Source organism: Bacillus sp. JJ1503, from assembly GCF_036965125.1.
Lineage (GTDB): Bacteria > Bacillota > Bacilli > Bacillales > Cytobacillaceae > Cytobacillus.
In genome coordinates this window covers 1-19,504 of the sequence record NZ_JBALOZ010000030.1, presented here as the reverse complement: position 1 = coordinate 19,504, position 19,504 = coordinate 1, and the positions used below count along the sequence as shown (strand labels likewise).

Here is a 19,504-nt window from a genome sequence, read left to right as displayed (position 1 = left end):
TGCTTGTCGGGGGTGGGCGAGGCGCTTCCGCTTTTCTATTTTGCAATCATATCCATCTCTAGTAAAATCGATAGACAGTCCTCTTTTGAGTCTTATTATAAAAGAGGACAAAGAGAACCCTTTAACAAATTTTTAGAACTGTATTGCAAAAAGAAATTAAACAAAGTATACTAGTCATCGTGAACTTCTATTATTTTGTTTATAGTGGCTACTTAAAGGGTTAGGACCTCTTTGGACTAACTTTCCCCCGTGGTAGTTATCTGGAAATGTAGAATGTCATTATTATTGTTAAAGGGGGAAATTTGAATATGGAAACGATGGGTCGTCACGTAATCTCAGAACTTTGGGGATGCGATTTTGAAAAGTTAAATGATATGGATTTTATTGAGCGTACTTTTGTAGATGCAGCATTAAAATCGGGTGCTGAAATCCGAGAGGTGGCATTTCATAAGTTTGCACCACAGGGTGTGAGCGGAGTTGTTATCATCTCTGAATCGCATTTAACTATTCACAGCTTTCCTGAGCATGGTTATGCCAGCATTGATGTATATACGTGTGGAGATCTTGACCCTAGCATTGCTGCGAACTACATTGCAGAGGCGTTAGGTGCAGAAACGTGTGAGAATATCGAAATTCCACGCGGGATGGGTCCAGTTCAAGTTAAACAAGCGCAAGCTAATGCTTTATAATAACAAAAGGCATGAAAATTCAGAGGTGTATTTTATACACCTCTTTTAATTTGCCCATTTTCGGACTCATTAACTATTGGGCTTTTATCTAAAAAATAGTACAATAATAGTACCCGAGCATTTTGAATGAAAAGAATCCGGAGCTGATTGTATGAAATGTCCTTCATGTCAAAATAACAATACACGTGTACTTGATTCTCGTCCTGTTGATGACTACCGTTCCATTCGGCGCAGACGAGAATGCGAAGCCTGCGGATATCGTTTCACAACCTTTGAAAAGGTTGAGGAAATTCCTCTTATTGTCGTCAAAAAAGAGGGAACAAGGGAAGAATTCAGCCGTGATAAAATATTACGGGGTCTTATTAAAGCTTGTGAGAAACGTCCTGTTGCCCTGAAAGAGCTGGAAGAAATTACTTCCAGTGTCGAGAAGGAACTCCGCAGTAATGGTGTCTCTGAAATTCAAAGTGAAGCTGTTGGTGAAATGGTAATGGACAGGCTGGCTAAAATCGATGATGTCGCCTACGTAAGATTTGCATCGGTTTATCGGCAGTTTAAAGATATCAATGTCTTTATTGATGAATTGAAAGAATTGATTAAGAAAGAAAAGGAATAAAAGGGGCACGTTCTTTGAGCTAAAGAAATCTTTAGCTCTTTTTTGGTAAATGATTATTATTGAATTGAAAGGTTGATAAAATGGTTCAGCATTGGCAGGAATTGGTTCCGATTGATCGATATGTGGTAGCTGCTAGCGGGCTTTTGCATGCTTATGACCGAAAAGTGCTAACTTTTTTGTATCAGCCCTTAATCGGATCTACTTGTTTTAGTTTATACATGACATTATGGTCGGAGTTGGAAGAAAATCGATTATGGTCCAGCTCTAATTCACATCACAGCCTGATGAATTTTATGGATTTAGGCTTAAATGAGATTTACAAAGCCCGTATAAAGCTTGAAGGTATTGGGCTTATGAAGGTTTATGAAAAAAAAGATGAAGATGCCAGATCATTTATTTACGAATTGATCCCGCCTTTAACACCGGAACAATTTTTTTTAGATGGAATGCTAAATATATATTTGTACAAAAAAATTGGTAAAAATCAATATTCGAGATTAAAGCGGTTTTTTTCAGAAGATAAGGTGGATTCTAAGGGGAATTACTTTGAAGTTACCAAATCATTTCAGGATATTTTTATGACAAGTCATATGGACTCTATTTCTTATGATTCAGAAGCCGAAGAGATGATGCAAGCTTCAGAAGGGAAAAGTTTTATCAGAAGAGATGAACAGGACCGTATACAAATCATTCATGATACATTTAATTTTAAGCTTCTTGAAGCTGGACTAAATGAGTCCCTGATTCCGAAAGAGGCTTTCACAAAAAAAGTAAAAAATGCGGTCAGCAATCTTGCTTTTTTATATGGAATAGATGCGATCCAAATGAAAAATATTGTCATCAGCGCCATTACAGAAGATAATGAAATAAACATAGAAGAGTTGAGGAAGTCTGCTCGTGATTGGTACCAATTTCAACATCATGATCAGCTTCCATCATTAGTTGATCGAACACAGCCAATGGCACAGAGGACGCAAATAAAGGAGCCCGAAACGAAGGAAGAGGAATTGCTTCGTGCTTTAGAGATTACTTCACCTAGGCAAGTGCTAAAGGATCTTTCTGGTGGGGCAGAGCCTTCAAAAGGGGATCTGCAAATTATTGAAGGTGTTATGTTTAATCAAAAGCTGCCTCCGGGGGTTGTAAATGTACTGATTCAATATGTCATGCTGAAGACAGATATGAAATTAACGAAAGGCTATGTAGAAAAAATAGCGAGCCACTGGGCAAGAAAGAAAATAAAAACGGCAAAAGCGGCTATTGATTTAGCCAAAAATGAACATAGGCAATATATGGAATGGGGAGACGGGAATAAGAAACCAGCTAATTATGCAGGAAAAAAGAAACCGATTCGAACGGAAATGCTTCCTGACTGGTTTGACGAAACAGGTACCCCTGCACAAGAATCAATCAATAAACAACAGGATGAAGATCTTGAACTGAAAAAGAGAGAACTTCAAGAAACAATAAAGAAGTTACGTTCAGGAAAAGAGGCTGACTAATGGAAAGAATTAATGACACATTAAAACGATTGGCTGGCAGAGAGGATTTTCAAAAAAGATATGAAATGCAGCGCAGGGAAACATTAAATAATCCAGATGTGAAGGCCTTTCTCAAAAGCCATCAAGATGAATTAACCGAGAAAATGATTGAAATAAGCATGGTGAAGCTTTATGAATATTGTAATCAAAGCAAGGAATGTAATCGATGTCCAAGCTTAGATGGATGTGTGAATTTCATGAAGGGCTATCATCCAAAGCTTGTTATAGAAAGAGGCAGCATTGCATTACATTACGACAAATGTCCTCGAAAGGTTATGGACGATGAGAAACGCAAAAATGAAAAATTAATTCAAAGCTTGCATGTTCCAAGGGATATCCTTGAGGCTTCCTTTGATTCCATTTATGAGGATGATGAAAGAATTGATGCTGTTCAGAAGGCTGCTTCGTTTATTATGAATTATAAACCAGGCTCCAGACAGAAGGGATTATACTTTTATGGGAAATTTGGAGTTGGAAAATCATATTTACTAGGTGTTATTGCTAATGAATTGGCTAAAAAAGAAGTTTCGTCCATGATTGTGTATGTCCCTGAACTTTTAAGGGAACTAAAAAGCTCAATTGCTGATTCTACTCTTAATGAAAAGGTTGAGACTATCAAAAAAGTGCCTGTTTTAATGTTTGATGACATTGGTGCAGAAGCGATGTCTAGCTGGACGAGAGATGAGGTCATGGGACCCATCCTACAATTTCGAATGCTCGAAAGCCTGCCGACTTTTTTTACTTCTAATTTTGATTTTCAAGGACTGGAACATCATTTATCCTACAGCCAGCGAGGAGAAGAAGAGAAAATGAAAGCCCGGCGCATAATGGAGAGGATCAGATATTTAGCGGAACCAGTTGCCGTGGAAGGACGGAACCGCAGAGTTTAGATGTTAAAGCCTGAATAAACGGTATACCTATTGGTTTTCACTGGAAAGAGTTAATAAAATTATTTAGAGCTGTCCTATTCTCAGGATGGCTCTGTTTTTTTAGAGATGAATTTATCGCAGATTAACGGGCTGTAAGACCCCCACTTCAAGAAGTTGAGTAAAACAAAAAAATTCTAAGTGGGGGATCAACAGCCCGTAAAGGCCCGATTGGTTCAACTAACAATCAGTGGGGGATGAAGGAAAACCCCCACTGATTGAAGTTTCACTTTATTATCCTCAACATACATATGAATTCTTATCAGCACTTCTATTTTGTCCAAATTCCCCATATACATTTAAAACAGAATACTATATAAAGGGGGGATTTGGTTGATCGAAATCACTTTCCAGAAGACCGAGGATGCTAAAAATCTTTTTAGATATTTACAATATTATTTAGCTTCTTCCGCACTTTCCAATAAAAATATTCTTCAAATTGAAGATCACCATATAGTTCGAATCCAGATCGAGCCACAAATGAAAAAGGATTTAGAAATGATAAAAGAAGTTTTCTATAAGTTTATTATTACTAGTAAACAAGATAATTGGTTTCGCAGAATTATAGCTGAACATTATTATTATCAGGATGAGGAGGAACAGCAGCAAATTCTTGAGATTATTCATTCCATCCTAGAAGGAAATAGAAAGGACCTTACCACTTTCCTGAGTGATGTAGATATGGAGGGGAATATTAAAAATACGATTAATGAAATCTTCCATGAGAATATTAACTTTTCCTTCGATTCCTTTGTGAAATTTAGATTGCGTCCAATAATGGACCAAATGGCCAAATATGTAGAAATTTCAATAGATGAATATAAAATGGAGCAAGAGTACCAAATGTTTATTCAAACTTTAAGGGATTTTTTAACAGGTAGAGAAGCGAAGTTCGACCACATTCATTTACTAATTGATGATGGCATTCATTTTTTTAATGAAAACTATGATGAAATGAAACGGGCGGATTTAGCACATATGATTGATAGAAGGCTTCTGATTAATCACCCTGTTTATGTGGATTCAGTTACGATTGCCCCATTGCTTTCCATTGCACCGGCCATTATTTATCTTTATACCGAGTATAAGGAGCAGGCACTCGTTAGAACAATCCAAAATATTTTTGAAGAAAGACTCGTGATAAGCTCAACTAGTAAATTTTATAAAAATAAAAGTATGCTAACGTATACAGCTGATGAAAAAATATAAAGATGCCCTTGATTTTCCTGAAATAACAAACTATAATAACGTACATAATATGAAGTGCATCAATTCTTAATAAATATAAGTTTTGATAAGGACAAGGGTATTCTTTTACGGTTTAAAGAGAGGGAAGGCAAGGCTGGAACCTTCCTAACACGAATAGAATGCTTACCACCTTTGAACTTCAGCTCGGAAATGGGCTGACGGTCACAAGCCGTTAAATTGCTACAAGTCATTTGACACATATTTTTGTGAAATGAGAAGTAGGGTGGAACCACGTGTTAATTACAACTCGTCCCTTTTTTAGGGACGAGTTTTTTTATTTTTATCCAAATAGGAGGATTTGCTATGTCAGATTTAATTAAAGTATCGTTTCCCGATGGGGCTGTAAAGGAGTTTCCTAAAGGGACGACAACAGAAGATATCGCTGCTTCTATAAGTCCTGGACTTAAGAAGAAGGCGATAGCAGGTAAATTCAATGGCGAAATGTACGACCTGCGCCGTCCAATTGAAGAAGATGGAGCGGTCGAAATCGTTACTCAAGACAGCAGCGATGCATTGGAAGTACTTCGCCACAGTTCAGCACACTTAATGGCACAAGCGATTAAGCGCCTATATAAAAATGTTAAGCTCGGTGTAGGTCCTGTCATCGAAGGCGGGTTCTACTATGATATTGATCTTGAGCAATCCTTGACTCCAGAAGATCTGCCGCTTATTGAAAAAGAAATGAAAAAGATCATCAATGAAAACATTGATATCATTCGCAAGGAAGTTAGCCGTGATGAAGCTGTTAAATTGTTCAAGGAAATTGATGATGAATATAAATTGGAGCTGATCGAAGCAATCCCAGCGGATGAGACAGTGACACTTTATGAGCAAGGAGAGTTTGTTGACCTTTGCCGCGGTGTTCACGTGCCATCTACTGGCAAGCTGAAGGAATTAAAGCTACTAAGCATTGCCGGTGCTTACTGGCGCGGAAACAGCGATAATAAAATGCTGCAGCGCATATATGGAACAGCTTTCTTTAAGAAGGAAGATTTAGCAGAGCATTTGCGCCTGCTTGAGGAAGCAAAAGAACGTGATCACCGTAAGATCGGGAAAGAGTTAAATTTATTTACAAACTCACAAAAAGTAGGACAAGGCCTGCCGCTATGGCTTCCAAAAGGAGCAACAATTCGCCGTATCGTTGAGCGCTATATTGTTGATAAGGAAGTACGTTTAGGCTATGACCATGTGTATACACCAGTTATGGGAAGTGTAGAGCTATACAAAACGTCTGGTCACTGGGACCATTACCAAGAGGATATGTTCCCTGTCATGGAAATGGACAATGAGCAGCTCGTTCTTCGTCCGATGAACTGTCCGCACCACATGATGATTTATAAAAATGGCATTCACAGCTACCGTGAGCTTCCAATTCGGATTGCAGAGCTTGGAACGATGCATCGCTATGAAATGTCTGGAGCATTGTCTGGTCTTCAGCGTGTACGTGGAATGACATTAAATGACGCTCATATCTTTGTCCGTCCTGACCAAATTAAAGAAGAATTTATTCGTGTTGTCCGGCTTGTACTTGACGTGTATAAAGACTTTGGCATCGAGGATTATTCTTTCCGCTTATCTTATCGTGATCCGCAAGATAAAGAGAAGTATTTCGATGATGACCAAATGTGGGAAAAAGCACAAGCCATGCTGAAAGAGGCTATGGATGAAATTGGGCTCGACTATTTCGAGGCTGAAGGAGAAGCTGCTTTTTACGGTCCAAAACTGGATGTACAAGTAAAAACTGCTTTAGGCAAGGAAGAGACTTTATCAACAGTACAGTTAGACTTCTTATTGCCTGAGCGCTTTGATCTAACTTATATCGGGGAAGATGGCAAACATCATCGTCCAGTCGTTATTCACCGTGGTGTTGTTTCAACAATGGAACGCTTTGTAGCCTTCTTAATTGAAGAGTATAAAGGGGCATTCCCAACATGGCTTGCACCTGTTCAAGTTCAAGTCATTCCTGTTTCGCCAGATGTTCACTACGACTATGCAAAGGAAGTGCTTGAACAACTTAAAGCTGAAGGCTTCCGTGTGGAGCTTGATGACCGAAACGAGAAAATTGGCTACAAAATTCGCGAAGCTCAAATGCAAAAAACTCCATATATGCTTGTAGTCGGCGATAATGAGGTAGCCGAAAAGGCGGTCAATGTTCGTAAATATGGAGAGCAGAAATCTGAAACAGTTCCATTTGCAGATTTTATTGCGGGATTGAAGGAAGAAGTTAAAAGATAATTGAGATATATCGACAACTTTCCGAATATATCAGCGACTTTCTAGAGCTCTAAAGTTTGAGAAACTCTGCTCATTTATTGGAAAATCTCAAAAATGTATTGCATGATTCCGATACATTTGTTACAATTTTCTTCGTTGCAACAGAAATGAACGTTTGACATGAAAACATCTTTTGTGATATAGTTGCTAAGGTAAATTGAATACAGTTTGAGGAAAAGAAGAAGCACCCGCTTCTCACCTGATTGACGCAAAGAGCAGTTGGCAGGTTTTACGTAAACATTGTTGTTTAAATTTTGTACGTAAAGTGTGGGTGTTGTCATCCACACTTTTTTTATTGGATTTAAACAGATCTGCGTCTCTTTGGAACAGATATGTTATGTATTCTTGCGAATGTAGCTTTCGTCCGGTGCAATAGGCTCTAATGCCTTCTTGACCCAAATGTTGTGTTCGCATATTAACCTTGGAGGTGTCTAACTATTAGCAAAGATATGTTGTTAAACGAGGGCATTCGCGCCCGTGAAGTTCGTCTTATTGACCAAAACGGCGAGCAATTAGGAATCAAGTCAAAAATCGAAGCACTTGAAATTGCTGCACGAGTTAATCTTGATGTTGTTCTTGTTGCACCGAATGCAAAACCTCCTGTAGCCCGTATCATGGACTATGGAAAGTTCAAGTTCGAGCAGCAGAAGAAAGATAAAGAAGCTCGCAAAAATCAAAAGATTATCAGTGTTAAAGAAGTTCGTCTAAGCCCAACAATTGATGAGCATGATTTTAATACAAAGCTTCGCAATGCAATTAAATTCCTTGAAAAAGGCGATAAAGTTAAAGCATCGATTCGATTTAAAGGACGTGCCATTACCCATAAGGAAATTGGTCATCGTGTATTAGTTCGCTTTGCTGAGGCTTGCACAGAAGTAGCTGCTGTAGAATCACATCCGAAAATGGATGGCCGCAGTATGTTCATGATGCTAGCACCTAAAAACGAAAAGTAAGAGGAGGAATTCCAAATGCCAAAAATGAAAACTCACCGCGGCGCTGCTAAGCGTTTCAAAAGAACAGGATCTGGAAAACTTAAGCGTCACCACGCTTACACAAGCCACTTGTTCGCTAATAAATCTCAAAAACAAAAGCGTAAGCTTCGCAAAGGAACTCTTGTTTCTTCAGGCGATTACAAACGCATCCGTTTCTTATTAGTAAATCTTAAGTAATATCCGATATTAGGAGGGAAATCATATGCCACGTGTAAAAGGCGGTACAGTTACTCGCAAACGTCGTAAAAAAGTTCTTAAATTAGCTAAAGGTTATTTCGGTTCAAAACATACATTATATAAAGTTGCTAACCAACAAGTAATGAAATCTTTAATGTATGCTTACCGTGATCGTCGCAACAAAAAGCGCGATTTCCGCAAACTATGGGTTACTCGTATTAACGCAGCAGCTCGCATGAACGGTCTTTCTTACAGCCGTTTAATGCACGGTTTAAAGCTTGCTGGCATCGAAGTAAACCGCAAAATGCTTGCTGAATTAGCAATCGCTGACGAAAAAGCATTCGCTGAATTAGCATCTGTAGCTAAGCAAAACTTAAGCAAGTAATATATCTGCCATTCTCGATTAGAGGATGGCTTTTCTATTTTGGAGGTATAAATCATGCTAAAGATATTTATTACTTTGTTTATCATTATTAATATAGCGGGTTTTTACTTGATGAAAATCGATAAGAATAAAGCAAAAAACCATCAATACCGAATAAGCGAAAATACATTATGGCTTGTAGCCATTTTTTTCGGTGCTACTGGCATGACGCTAGGGATGAAAACCTTCCGTCATAAAACAAAGCATTTCCAGTTTAAATACGGTTTGCCGGTACTATCTCTCCTTGAAATAGGTCTCCTCCTATTTGCATTTAATCTTTTGTCATAACTGTCGGAATCCCTCAATAAGCTGTAAAAGAAGACAGCAAGGATTTTAAGCATTAAGAGGGTGAGTGAAGATGAATGATCAATTATCATTGCTATTTGTGATGATTGAAACAGCCGGAATTTTAGCCCCCATTGCCTTTATATTATTTCATATTTTAAGGCAATTTTTCTTTATTCCTGTTCCTCTCGTATGTCTAACAGGAGGAATTTTATTTGGCAGTTTTTTTGGCAGTTTATACTCGTTAATTGGTTTAATGCTAAGCAGTATTCTTTTCTATTTTCTTATTAGCCGTATGCCGAAAACACATGCTAAACTATCAAACTTAAAAAAACGATGGTTTGGGGAGTATCGGAATCTAAGTGTAGGTCAAATAGCTGTATTAAGGCTTATCCCCTTTATTCATTATCATTTACTGAATTTTTGCCTAATTGAGCGAAACAAAAGCTTTCAGGATTATCTTAAGAATTCATGGATAACAAATCTGCCTTTAGCCATTTTCTACACGGTGTTTGGAGAATTTATAAGTAGGTTTACTCCATCAATGATTCTCATCATCTTACTCTCCCTTGGGGTCCTTGTTTTCATATTAAGGGAAAAAGTAACTGTGATTAAGTGGAGGGAATTTTTTAAAGCTGCATAAAGAAAAAACGTTCGGGATTTTCCGAACGTTTTTAACTGTGTTCATTGAATGGTGTTTCGGGTGTCTTACTTTTTTCCATAAACTCTTTGATGGGACTTTTCCAGTCGATTTTTGCATTCGGGTAATTTTCGTATACTTTTCTTTCGATAAATTGTAAATCTTCTCGAACCATTCCTTTCAGTGAGGCAAGGTTTCTAGGCCAAATAAAGATAGAGATGACCTCAAAAGCGTTTTCAGTTGTCCCTAAGTATTTTTCCCCTTCAAACAAAACTCCTTTATAAGTAATCAAAAAGTTTTTACGCACATTGTTAGAATCATCTAAGAAATAATACCGTTTCTGCTCATGGGCCAGTTCGAGTTTCCGTTTCGGATTTAATAAATATTTGAACACGCTATATATGAGAAAAATTATAATAGCAAATAGCAGGAAGCGTATTAGCCACATCATAAGAAGCCCCTCCAATTGTATTTTCCTTTCATTACGAATAACCCAACAAAAAAGTTTCAACTTTCTATACTTTTGTTATAATTTTTTTATAATTATTTATAAGTAGACCTAAAATTAGGATGGTGTAAAATGAATTATCAAAAATTATTTACTATGCAAAAAGGACTGGATGAACATATTGAAACAAAGCATCAGCTGCAGAATGAAAATTTAATTGATCGTAAAGTGTTGGCATTACTTGTAGAATTAGGAGAACTTGCGAATGAAACGAGGTGCTTCAAGTTTTGGAGTTTAAAACCCTCATCCCCTAGGGAAACTGTTTTAGAAGAATTTGTGGATGGTGTTCATTTTATTCTTTCACTTGGAATAGAGTGCGGTTTTTCACAGGAAAGTGAATATTTAGGACAGAAAGAAGCAAAAACTTCTATAAGTGATCAGTTTTTGCATGTGTTTGAGTTAGTAAGTATGTTCAAAAACAGCAAGGCATTAGAGGATTATAAAGAACTTGTTCAAGCCTACATACAATTAGGAGAGCTTCTGGGATTTAATGCAAAGGAAATCGAGAAAGCATATATTGATAAAAATGAAGTTAATTATGAAAGACAACGACAAGGGTACTAAATGGGTATTTTCTTTTTGTTATTAGAAAATTTTAGTATAATAAAACCGAATACATATTAAGGGAGTCGAAATAATGACGAAATTAGATGCAACGTTAACGATGCTAAAGGATTTAACTGATGCAAAAGGGATTCCTGGCAATGAGCGTGAACCCCGCGAAGTCATGAAGAAATACATAAGTGAATATGCCGATGAAGTGACAACTGATGGACTTGGCAGTTTAATTGCCAAAAAAGTCGGGAAAGAGGACGGCCCGAAAATAATGGTTGCCGGCCATTTAGACGAAGTAGGTTTTATGGTTACAAATATTGATGATAAAGGATTTCTTCGTTTTCAGACCGTTGGCGGCTGGTGGTCACAAGTCATGCTTGCTCAGCGGGTAACGATTGTGACAAACAAAGGGGATGTAACTGGAGTCATCGGTTCAAAGCCTCCGCACATTCTTTCTCCAGAAGCAAGGAAAAAGCCAGTAGACATTAAAGATATGTTTATTGATATCGGTGCTTCTAGCAAGGAAGAAGCGAAGGAGTGGGGCGTGAAACCTGGTGATATGGTCGTTCCATATTTTGAATTTACAGTGATGAATAATGAAAAGATGCTTCTTGCAAAAGCATGGGATAACCGTATTGGCTGTGCGATTGCCATTGATGTTCTAAAATCACTTAAAGATGCTGATCATCCAAACATTGTTTATGGAGTAGGAACAGTTCAGGAAGAGGTTGGACTTCGTGGTGCCCGTACATCCGCACAAAAAATTGAACCGGATATTGCTTTCGGGGTGGATGTAGGAATCGCTGGAGATACTCCTGGCATCACAGAAAAAGAAGCATTAAGCAAAATGGGTAAAGGCCCTCAAATCATTCTTTATGATGCGTCCATGGTTTCTCACAAAGGCTTGCGTGATTTAGTAACAGATACAGCTGATGAATTGAATATTCCATATCAGTTTGATGCTGTGCCAGGAGGTGGAACAGATTCAGGTGCTATTCACTTAACACATAATGGAGTACCTGCATTATCCATTACGATCGCTACCCGCTACATTCATTCGCATGCAGCCATGCTTCACCGTGATGACTATGAAAATGCTGTAAAGTTAATTGCCGAGGTCATTAAACGCCTTGATAGAGAAACGGTTGAAAAGATTACGTTTCAATAATTACAAAGAAAAAAGATGAGCCAACTAGGTCATCTTTTTTCGCTTATACTATTTATTTCAATCCATTCTCCAATGTTTGAAGCATCTCCTGTTTATCTTGATCAGAGGAGTTCTTCCAAATCACTTCGAATAATACTCCTAATCCAGGGAGCATTTTTTCCTCTCCGTTTTGGATAGCATCAACAATTGTATCCTTTAATTCGTCTTGTGAATTACCTGAAACATTGTGTATAATTGCGTTTCTTAAGTTTAAGTTCATTGACAGCACTCCTTCCGTATAATCGAATCGTTATTATGATTTCATTTTTTGGATTTATTATGTATTTTATTTGGGCTATAATAAGAAAATTGGAGCAAAAAATAAAGGAGAGTGAGAGTGTGAAGTATATTCACTCTGCGAATAACCCTCAAGTTAAGCAATGGAAAAAGCTTTTAACGAAAAAGGAAAGAGACAAAACGGGAACCTTTTTAGTCGAAGGCTTTCATCTCGTTGAAGAAGCATTATTAAACGGACGTATTGAAGAAATTGTGGTCAGTGAAAATACTGGATTGCCGCCTTCATGGAATTATGGAGAAATTCCAGTAACGTTAGTAACGAATGACATTATTCAAAGTTTATCTGATACGGAAACACCTCAAGGGGTAATCGCCATTTGCCGTCAGCCCGAGTTTAACGCTGATCAAGTTAATGGAAACAAATATTTGCTAATTGATGCGGTTCAAGACCCTGGGAATTTAGGCACGATGATTCGAACAGCGGATGCTGCGGGCGTGGATGCTGTAATCATTGGGGATGGTAGTGTAGATAGCTATAATCCGAAAGTACTCCGCTCCGCACAAGGCAGTCATTTTCACCTCCCGATAGTTAGAGGAAATCTTTCTGACTGGATTAGTAAGCTTACGAAGGAAAACATCCCTGTGTACGGCACGGCATTAGAAAATGCAAAAGAGTATACAGAAATTGAAACTAAGGGGAGATTTGCCTTAATAGTCGGCAATGAAGGAAGCGGCGTACGAAAGTCGATTTTGGGAGAAACAACTGATAATCTTTATATCCCCATTTACGGAAAAAGTGAATCATTAAATGTAGCTATTGCAACAGGGATTTTGCTTTATTACTTAAGAAATTAGTAATTGGGCGCTTTTTTTCAGAAAACCGTTTGAAACTATGTGAAGAATATACTATAATAACAGGAAAATTATATTGTTATAAAACAATGATGGAGAAAAGTAGCTTGCAGGGAACTTTTCAGGGAGAGAATGCCTAGACTGAGAGCATTTTCAAAGGGAAGGCAAGGGAAATTTCACCTCCTGAGTTGGCATCGGGACCATTATAAAGTTACGGCTGACTAAGCCGCTTCCACTTTTCAATGTAAAGATGTTCCGGCTTATTGCCGTTATCCGAATGAAGCGAATACATAAAGCGATCAATACATGCTTTTTGTGTTAAAAAGGGTGGTACCGCGAATCCAAAACCTCGTCCCTTTATGGGATAGAGGTTTTTTATTTTGGAAAAAACAAGTAAAGGGGATATGAAAATGGATACATATGTTCAAACAGAATTGGATCTAGTTTTAGAAGAGTTAAACAGAGCTTCAAACTTATATAAGATTGACGTTGATCCACTTAAACAGCAGTTGGAGGAACTAAAGCAAAACGATGCATCCGCAAATCAATTTGCACTTCTTTATTCATTAAACAAAATCTCAATGGACCAGCCAAACTGGACCTTTCTTGCAGCTCAACTATATTTAAATGAATTGTATTCAGAAGCATCAAAAAATCGAGGATATAAAATGAATGTAAAATATGGGGATTTTTATAGCCTCATAATGAAGCTGACTAATATTGGTATTTATTCAGAAGATTTACTAGCTTTCTATTCAAAAGAAGAAATAGATCAATTAGATATACTGATTGACCCTGAAAAAGATTATTTATTTAACTATATTGGTTTGTTCCTCCTTGTTGATCGTTATCTTGCCAAAGATTATGAGAAAAATATTTTTGAACTGCCGCAGGAACGATTCATGATCATTGCTATGACATTAATGAAAAACGAAGATAAAGCAAAACGAATATCTTTAGTCAAGGAAGTTTATTGGGCTTTAAGCAATCTATATATGACTGTTGCAACCCCAACACTTTCTAATGCCGGAAAAAGCTACGGACAGCTTTCTTCTTGTTTTATCGATACAGTCGATGATTCCTTAGATAGCATCTATTTAAATAATTGGGATATTGCCAGATTAAGTAAGGATGGCGGGGGAATCGGCATTTATTATGGAAAAGTCCGTGCTTTAGGTTCTGACATTAAGAAGTTTAAAGGAAATTCCTCTGGTGTCATTCCTTGGATTAGACTTGTTAATGATACGGCTGTCAGTGTCGATCAATTGGGGCAAAGACAAGGAGCCATTGCCATCTATTTAGATGTTTTTCACAAGGATATCATGAATGGGTTTTTAGATTTAAAGACAAATAATGGGGATGAGCGCAGGAAAGCCCATGACATATTTACAGGAGTCGCAATTCCTGACCTATTCATGAAGAAGCTTGAAGAAGTTGATGAAACTGGTAAAAGCATTGGCGAGTGGCACACTTTTTGTCCCCATCAAGTAAAACAGGTTATGGGATGGAAGGATGAGAATGGAAACCCATTGGGACTTGAGGATTATTATGATGAGGTCGGGGAAAAACACTTTACGAGAAAATACGTAGAAGCAGTTAACCATCCCCTTCTTCCTAGAAAGAGCTATCGTGCCATGGATATTATGGCTAGAATTATGGTTTCACAATTGGAAGCTGGCACCCCTTATATGTTTTATCGTGATGAGGTTAATCGCCAAAATCCAAATAAACATGTAAATGGAAATGGAAGAACGTCTATTTATTGCAGCAATTTATGCACAGAAATTATGCAGAACATGTCAGCGACGGTCATTCAGAATGAATATCAAGACGAAGATGGAAATATTATTATCGTTCGCAAGCCTGGAGATTTTGTTGTATGTAATTTATCTTCTATTCATTTGCCAAATGCAGTTAGAGCAGGCGTGCTGGAACGCCTCATCCAAATTCAAATGAGAATGCTCGACAACACAATCGACATTAATCAAATTTCAGTAGGACAAGCAAAGTGGACGAACCAGAAATATAGAGCAGTTGGTTTAGGAACATTTGGCTGGCATCATCTCCTTGCTATTAAGGGTATGCATTGGGAATCTGACGAAGCGGTTAACTACGCAAATGATCTATATGAGGATATAGCCTATTTTACAATACGTGCCTCAATGGAGCTTGCAAAAGAAAAAGGTGCATATAATTTATTTCATGGCTCTGAGTGGCAATCAGGTGAGTATTTTAAACGGAAAGATTATTCATCTGAACGATGGATGGATTTACAAGAAGATATCCAAAATTACGGAGTCAGAAATGGTTGGATGATGGCTGTGGCTCCGAACTCTTCAACAGCAAAAATAGGGGGATCAACAGACGGTATCGATCCTCTTTATGCTATTGAATATGCCGAGGAAAAGAAAAACTTCAAATTCAAAGTCACCGCACCTGATTTAGATCATAACACTTACAACTATTATCGCCGTGTGAGACACGAGTTGAACCAAATATGGAGCATCAAACAGAACGCAGCAAGGCAACGGCATATCGATCAGTCCATTAGCTTCAACCTTTATGTTCGCCACGATATAAAAGCAAGAGAATTATTGCAGCTTCATTTAGAAGCCTGGAAGCACGGTTTAAAAACGACCTATTATGTTCGCAGTACTTCACAAACTGAAATTGATGAATGCGAAGCTTGCCATAGTTAATATATCAACGATTTTCCAGATATATCGACGACTTTCCGAATATATCGGCGACTTTCCGAATATATCGGCGACTTCCCGAATATATCGGCGATTTCCCGGATATATCAGCGACTTTCAATAAATATCAACGACTACCAGTAATAAATTGAAAACCATTTTCAAAAGGAGCGATTCCATGGCACACCAACAATTATTAACAAAAATAAAATTGCTAAATCCTGAGTTCCCAAATAAATCTACTAGTCTAGTAAACGGTCAAGCATCGGGGATCCTAAATTGGAATGACATTAGATATCCACAAATGTATCGAATGTATCAAACTTTATTAGCTAACTTTTGGAAGGCTCAAGAAATAAATATGCAGGATGATATTAAACAGTGGGACTCCTTAAGCACAACTGAACAAGATGTTTTTTTACGAATTAACACGCAGCTGGCATCACTTGATAGCTTACAAACGCCTATGATGACACAAGTGATGGATTATGTAACAGACCCAAGCTTTAAAGCTATATTTGCTGTCATTTCGCAGCAGGAGGCGGTTCATAATGAATCATATTCTTATATCCTGAGTTCTCTTATCCCTATTAGTGAACAAATTGCCCGCTTTGACGAGGCAAAGGATGATACCATTGTTAGGAAGCGAAATCAGCTTATTCTTGAATCCTATGAAAAATTTAGAAACACCCCCTCTTTACAGCACTTATTTGAGCTTGGAATTAATTCAATTAATTTAGAAGGAATTTATTTTTATGCGGGCTTTGCCTTTTTCTATAATCTGGCCCGTCAGCAAAAGATGCTAAAAACGAGTTCCATGATTAGTTATATTCAACGTGATGAAATGCAGCATGCCTACTTCATTGCGCAATTTATTCGTATCCTTCTTACTGAAAATCCTGAATTAAATACAGAGCAAAATATTCAATATGTATATGATACAATTCATGCAGCAGTCCAGCTTGAAAAGGAATGGGCTCATTATATATTGAAGGATATTCAAGGAATCGATTTAGATGAATTTGAAGGCTATGTTGAATACCTTGCTAATAAGCGGCTTCGGCAATTAGGTCTTCAAAACCTATATAAGGAACAGGAAAATCCAATGCCTTGGATCCATGTATTCAGTGACGAAATGATGAATGAAACGAAGTCCGACTTCTTTGAACAAAAGTCTCGTACGTATACAAAGGTTTCTCAAGATAACGGTTTTGATGAGCTATGAGAATTGGCTTAATTTATACCTCGATTAGCGGAAATACAAAAGAATTGGCATTAAAATTATATGATCTGTTCAAGAAAAGAAATTTAGATGTTTATTTATATAGCATTGAACAATTTTCATGTAATCGGTTAGATGAATTTGATGCGGTTGTTGTTGGTACTTACACTTGGGGTGATGGGGAAATTCCTGATGAAATGATTCCTCTTTATCGGGAGTTTGAGAAAATCGATAGAAGCAACATGGTAACAGGCGTATTCGGGACAGGGGACAGTTTTTATCCTCACTACTGTGGAGCTGTTGATATATTCAGAGACCTATTAAAAGCAAAAACAGATTTATCGGTCACTTTAAAGGTTGAATTATTGCCTCAAGAACAAGATCTAACGAAATGTATAAAGTTCGTTGATTTATTTCTAGCTCGACTTGAAAATTTGATATTGCATTGATAAATGATAAAATGTAATAGAAATATTTAGCAATGTCAAAAAAATATAGGGAGTGTTGCAGATGGCTGTTGATGTATATTTTAACTTTAATGGAAATTGCCGAGAAGTAGTTGAATTTTATGCTGACGTTTTTGGAACAGATAAACCACAAATTATGACGTTTGGTGAGGCTCCTCCAAATCCAGAATATCCTCTGCCAGAGGATGCAAAAAATCTTGTCATGCATGCAAGGCTTAACATTAGCGGAAGCAATGTCATGTTTTCAGATGTTTTTCCTGGCATGCCTTTTATTAAAGGAAATAATATTAGCCTTGCCGTTGTCAGTACGAATCTTGATGAAGTGAAATCTCAATTTAACAAAATAAAAGAAGGCGGTAAAGTAGAAATGGAGCTTCAGGAAACCTTCTGGAGCAAATGCTACGGACAAGTAACTGATAAGTTTGGCATTGCATGGCAATTTAATTATGATAATGGCGAAAAAGTCATGTAGTTTTATCTAATACGGATTTTAACTCTTAATTAAACACGCTTGTTCATACATAGATCCATTTAAAAATAGACCTATAAAAAGTCTTATATGACTGTTTATAGGTCTTTGTAATTTCTTAATATTTCATTACTCCACCAGTATTGGCTGATGTCACAAGCTTCGAATATCTTGCTAAGTAGCCTTTTTTCACCTTCGATTCAAAGCCCTTCCAATTTGCTTTCCGTCTTTCCATTTCCTCATCAGAAATTTCCAGCTGTATGGTGCGTTTCTTTAAATCAAGCTCGATGATATCGCCATCTTCTACAAATGCGATTGGTCCTCCCTCTGCAGCTTCAGGAGAAATATGGCCGATTGAAATTCCTCTTGATGCACCTGAGAAACGTCCGTCTGTAATTAATCCAACCTTTGCTCCAAGCCCTCTTCCTACGATTTGTGAAGTAGGTGCAAGCATTTCCGGCATACCAGGACCACCTTTAGGCCCTTCATAGCGAATAACCACGACATGTCCTTCTTGTACTTTACCGGTAATGATTCCAGAAAGTGCGTCTTCTTGAGAATCAAAGCAAATCGCTGGTCCTCTATGGTAGCCGCCAACTGATTCATCAACTGCACCGACTTTAATAATCGAGCCGTCCGGAGCTAAGTTTCCAAATAATACAGCTAGTCCGCCCTGCTCAGAATGTGGATTATCTAATGGCCGAATAACATTCTTGTCCAAAATATCACTGCCAGCAACATTTTCGCGAATTGTTTTTCCTGATACAGTTAAACAATCACCATTAAAGGCACCTGGCTTCTTAAGAAGCTCATTGATAATGGCGCTAACCCCGCCTGCATTATGCACATCTTCAATATGGTAGTCTGAGGCAGGCGCAATTTTCGCTAAATGCGGTACACGGGTTGCAATTTCATTAATACGCTCTAAAGAATACTCAATCTCAGCTTCATGAGCTAAGGCAAGAGTGTGAAGAACTGTGTTAGTAGAACCGCCCATCGCCATATCCAAAGCAAATGCGTTATCGATTGCATCAATTGTTACGATATCACGAGGCTTAATATCCTTCTTAATAAGCTCCATTAATTGCTTAGCAGATTGTTTAACAAACTCTTTACGTTCCTCAGCGACAGCTAGAATTGTCCCATTACCAGGAAGTGCAAGGCCAAGCCCTTCCGCTAAACAGTTCATTGAGTTGGCTGTAAACATCCCTGAGCAAGATCCGCAAGTTGGACAGGCAAGCTGCTCGATCTCTAGCAATCTTGCTTCATCGATTTTACCAGATTGGAAAGCCCCTACCCCTTCAAATACAGATGTTAAGTCAAGCGGATTGCCAGCACTATCAGTTCCAGCCTTCATCGGACCGCCGCTAACAAAGATTGTTGGGATATTGAGGCGAAGCGCTGCCATCATCATTCCAGGTGTAATTTTGTCACAGTTAGGAATACATACCATTCCATCGAACCAATGTGCCGCAACAACTGTTT

The 19,504-nt window shown here is 37.9% G+C and carries 21 protein-coding genes and 3 other annotated features; of the genes, 18 read left to right on the top strand and 3 right to left on the bottom strand.

All coding sequences use genetic code 11. The features are described from left to right. Positions 1-308: 308 nt before the first annotated feature. The 11 genes from speD (at position 309) to V7149_RS03260 (ending at position 9,809) form a co-directional block, all read left to right on the top strand. The gene (gene speD / locus V7149_RS03310; protein WP_066292566.1) at positions 309-689 is read left to right on the top strand and encodes an adenosylmethionine decarboxylase; all 381 of its coding nucleotides are present in this window, start codon (positions 309-311) and stop codon (positions 687-689) included. Between the two features lie 151 nt (positions 690-840). Next, the gene (gene nrdR, locus V7149_RS03305; protein ID WP_066292568.1) at positions 841-1,302 is read left to right on the top strand and encodes a transcriptional regulator NrdR; all 462 of its coding nucleotides are present in this window, start codon (positions 841-843) and stop codon (positions 1,300-1,302) included. An 80-nt stretch (positions 1,303-1,382) separates the two neighbouring features. Continuing rightward, positions 1,383-2,801, top strand: a complete 1,419-nt coding sequence (locus tag V7149_RS03300; RefSeq protein ID WP_335344234.1) for a replication initiation and membrane attachment family protein — start codon at positions 1,383-1,385, stop codon at positions 2,799-2,801. After that, a complete protein-coding gene (gene dnaI / locus V7149_RS03295; protein ID WP_335344233.1) occupies positions 2,801-3,730 on the top strand; it encodes a primosomal protein DnaI in 930 nt (309 codons plus the stop codon). Before V7149_RS03300 ends, dnaI begins: the two co-directional genes overlap by 1 nt. A 369-nt stretch (positions 3,731-4,099) precedes the next feature. Continuing rightward, the gene (gene ytxC / locus V7149_RS03290; RefSeq protein ID WP_335344232.1) at positions 4,100-4,975 is read left to right on the top strand and encodes a putative sporulation protein YtxC; all 876 of its coding nucleotides are present in this window, start codon (positions 4,100-4,102) and stop codon (positions 4,973-4,975) included. Positions 4,976-5,048: 73 nt separating this feature from the next. Beyond that, positions 5,049-5,272 (top strand) — a binding site (T-box leader). Between the two features lie 45 nt (positions 5,273-5,317). Further along, a complete protein-coding gene (thrS, locus tag V7149_RS03285; RefSeq protein ID WP_335344231.1) occupies positions 5,318-7,249 on the top strand; it encodes a threonine--tRNA ligase in 1,932 nt (643 codons plus the stop codon). 209 nt (positions 7,250-7,458) lie between these two features. Continuing rightward, positions 7,459-7,587, top strand: a sequence feature (ribosomal protein L20 leader region). Between the two features lie 150 nt (positions 7,588-7,737). Then, on the top strand, positions 7,738-8,241 hold the full coding sequence (gene infC, locus V7149_RS03280) for a translation initiation factor IF-3 (protein WP_335344230.1): 504 nt from the start codon (positions 7,738-7,740) through the stop codon (positions 8,239-8,241). 15 nt (positions 8,242-8,256) lie between these two features. Next, a complete protein-coding gene (gene rpmI, locus V7149_RS03275) occupies positions 8,257-8,457 on the top strand; it encodes a 50S ribosomal protein L35 (RefSeq protein ID WP_066292584.1) in 201 nt (66 codons plus the stop codon). A gap of 25 nt (positions 8,458-8,482) precedes the next feature. Continuing rightward, positions 8,483-8,842 carry a 50S ribosomal protein L20 gene (gene rplT, locus V7149_RS03270; RefSeq protein ID WP_335344229.1) on the top strand — a complete coding sequence of 120 codons (360 nt, stop codon included), beginning with the start codon at positions 8,483-8,485 and terminating at the stop codon, positions 8,840-8,842. A gap of 54 nt (positions 8,843-8,896) precedes the next feature. Continuing rightward, positions 8,897-9,169, top strand: a complete 273-nt coding sequence (locus V7149_RS03265) for a DUF1294 domain-containing protein (protein ID WP_335344228.1) — start codon at positions 8,897-8,899, stop codon at positions 9,167-9,169. 70 nt (positions 9,170-9,239) lie between these two features. Then, positions 9,240-9,809, top strand: a complete 570-nt coding sequence (locus tag V7149_RS03260) for a TVP38/TMEM64 family protein (RefSeq protein ID WP_335344227.1) — start codon at positions 9,240-9,242, stop codon at positions 9,807-9,809. Positions 9,810-9,840: 31 nt separating this feature from the next. Here V7149_RS03260 and V7149_RS03255 read toward each other — a convergent pair whose 3' ends face one another. Then, the gene (locus tag V7149_RS03255) at positions 9,841-10,257 is read right to left on the bottom strand and encodes a sigma-w pathway protein ysdB (RefSeq protein WP_335344226.1); all 417 of its coding nucleotides are present in this window, start codon (positions 10,255-10,257) and stop codon (positions 9,841-9,843) included. 129 nt (positions 10,258-10,386) lie between these two features. Between V7149_RS03255 and V7149_RS03250 the strand changes: the two genes are divergently transcribed. Then, entirely contained in the window at positions 10,387-10,878 is a 492-nt protein-coding gene (locus tag V7149_RS03250; RefSeq protein WP_335344225.1) for a dUTP diphosphatase, read from the top strand. Between the two features lie 73 nt (positions 10,879-10,951). Then, positions 10,952-12,037, top strand: coding sequence for a M42 family metallopeptidase (locus tag V7149_RS03245; protein WP_335344224.1), 1,086 nt, complete (start codon positions 10,952-10,954; stop codon positions 12,035-12,037). 52 nt (positions 12,038-12,089) lie between these two features. Here the strand turns inward: V7149_RS03245 and sspI are convergent, their stop codons facing one another. Further along, entirely contained in the window at positions 12,090-12,296 is a 207-nt protein-coding gene (gene sspI / locus V7149_RS03240; protein WP_335344223.1) for a small acid-soluble spore protein SspI, read from the bottom strand. 119 nt (positions 12,297-12,415) lie between these two features. On the opposite strand from sspI, the gene V7149_RS03235 reads away from it, so the two are divergent. The 5 genes from V7149_RS03235 to V7149_RS03215 all read left to right on the top strand — a co-directional run bounded on the left by V7149_RS03235 (position 12,416) and on the right by V7149_RS03215 (position 18,022). Continuing rightward, positions 12,416-13,168, top strand: a complete 753-nt coding sequence (locus V7149_RS03235) for a TrmH family RNA methyltransferase (RefSeq protein WP_335344222.1) — start codon at positions 12,416-12,418, stop codon at positions 13,166-13,168. 77 nt (positions 13,169-13,245) lie between these two features. Continuing rightward, positions 13,246-13,525 (top strand) — a binding site (T-box leader). A gap of 50 nt (positions 13,526-13,575) precedes the next feature. Beyond that, positions 13,576-15,864, top strand: coding sequence for a ribonucleoside-diphosphate reductase subunit alpha (locus V7149_RS03230; RefSeq protein ID WP_335344221.1), 2,289 nt, complete (start codon positions 13,576-13,578; stop codon positions 15,862-15,864). Positions 15,865-16,039: 175 nt separating this feature from the next. Beyond that, the gene (locus tag V7149_RS03225; RefSeq protein WP_335344220.1) at positions 16,040-17,086 is read left to right on the top strand and encodes a ribonucleotide-diphosphate reductase subunit beta; all 1,047 of its coding nucleotides are present in this window, start codon (positions 16,040-16,042) and stop codon (positions 17,084-17,086) included. Next, positions 17,083-17,532 carry a flavodoxin domain-containing protein gene (locus V7149_RS03220; RefSeq protein WP_335344219.1) on the top strand — a complete coding sequence of 150 codons (450 nt, stop codon included), beginning with the start codon at positions 17,083-17,085 and terminating at the stop codon, positions 17,530-17,532. Before V7149_RS03225 ends, V7149_RS03220 begins: the two co-directional genes overlap by 4 nt. Positions 17,533-17,593: 61 nt before the next feature. Further along, the gene (locus tag V7149_RS03215) at positions 17,594-18,022 is read left to right on the top strand and encodes a VOC family protein (protein WP_335344218.1); all 429 of its coding nucleotides are present in this window, start codon (positions 17,594-17,596) and stop codon (positions 18,020-18,022) included. A gap of 115 nt (positions 18,023-18,137) precedes the next feature. Here V7149_RS03215 and ilvD read toward each other — a convergent pair. Further along, positions 18,138-19,504 (bottom strand): dihydroxy-acid dehydratase (ilvD, locus tag V7149_RS03210; RefSeq protein ID WP_335344217.1); only part of this gene is annotated, 1,367 nt, incomplete at its 5' end.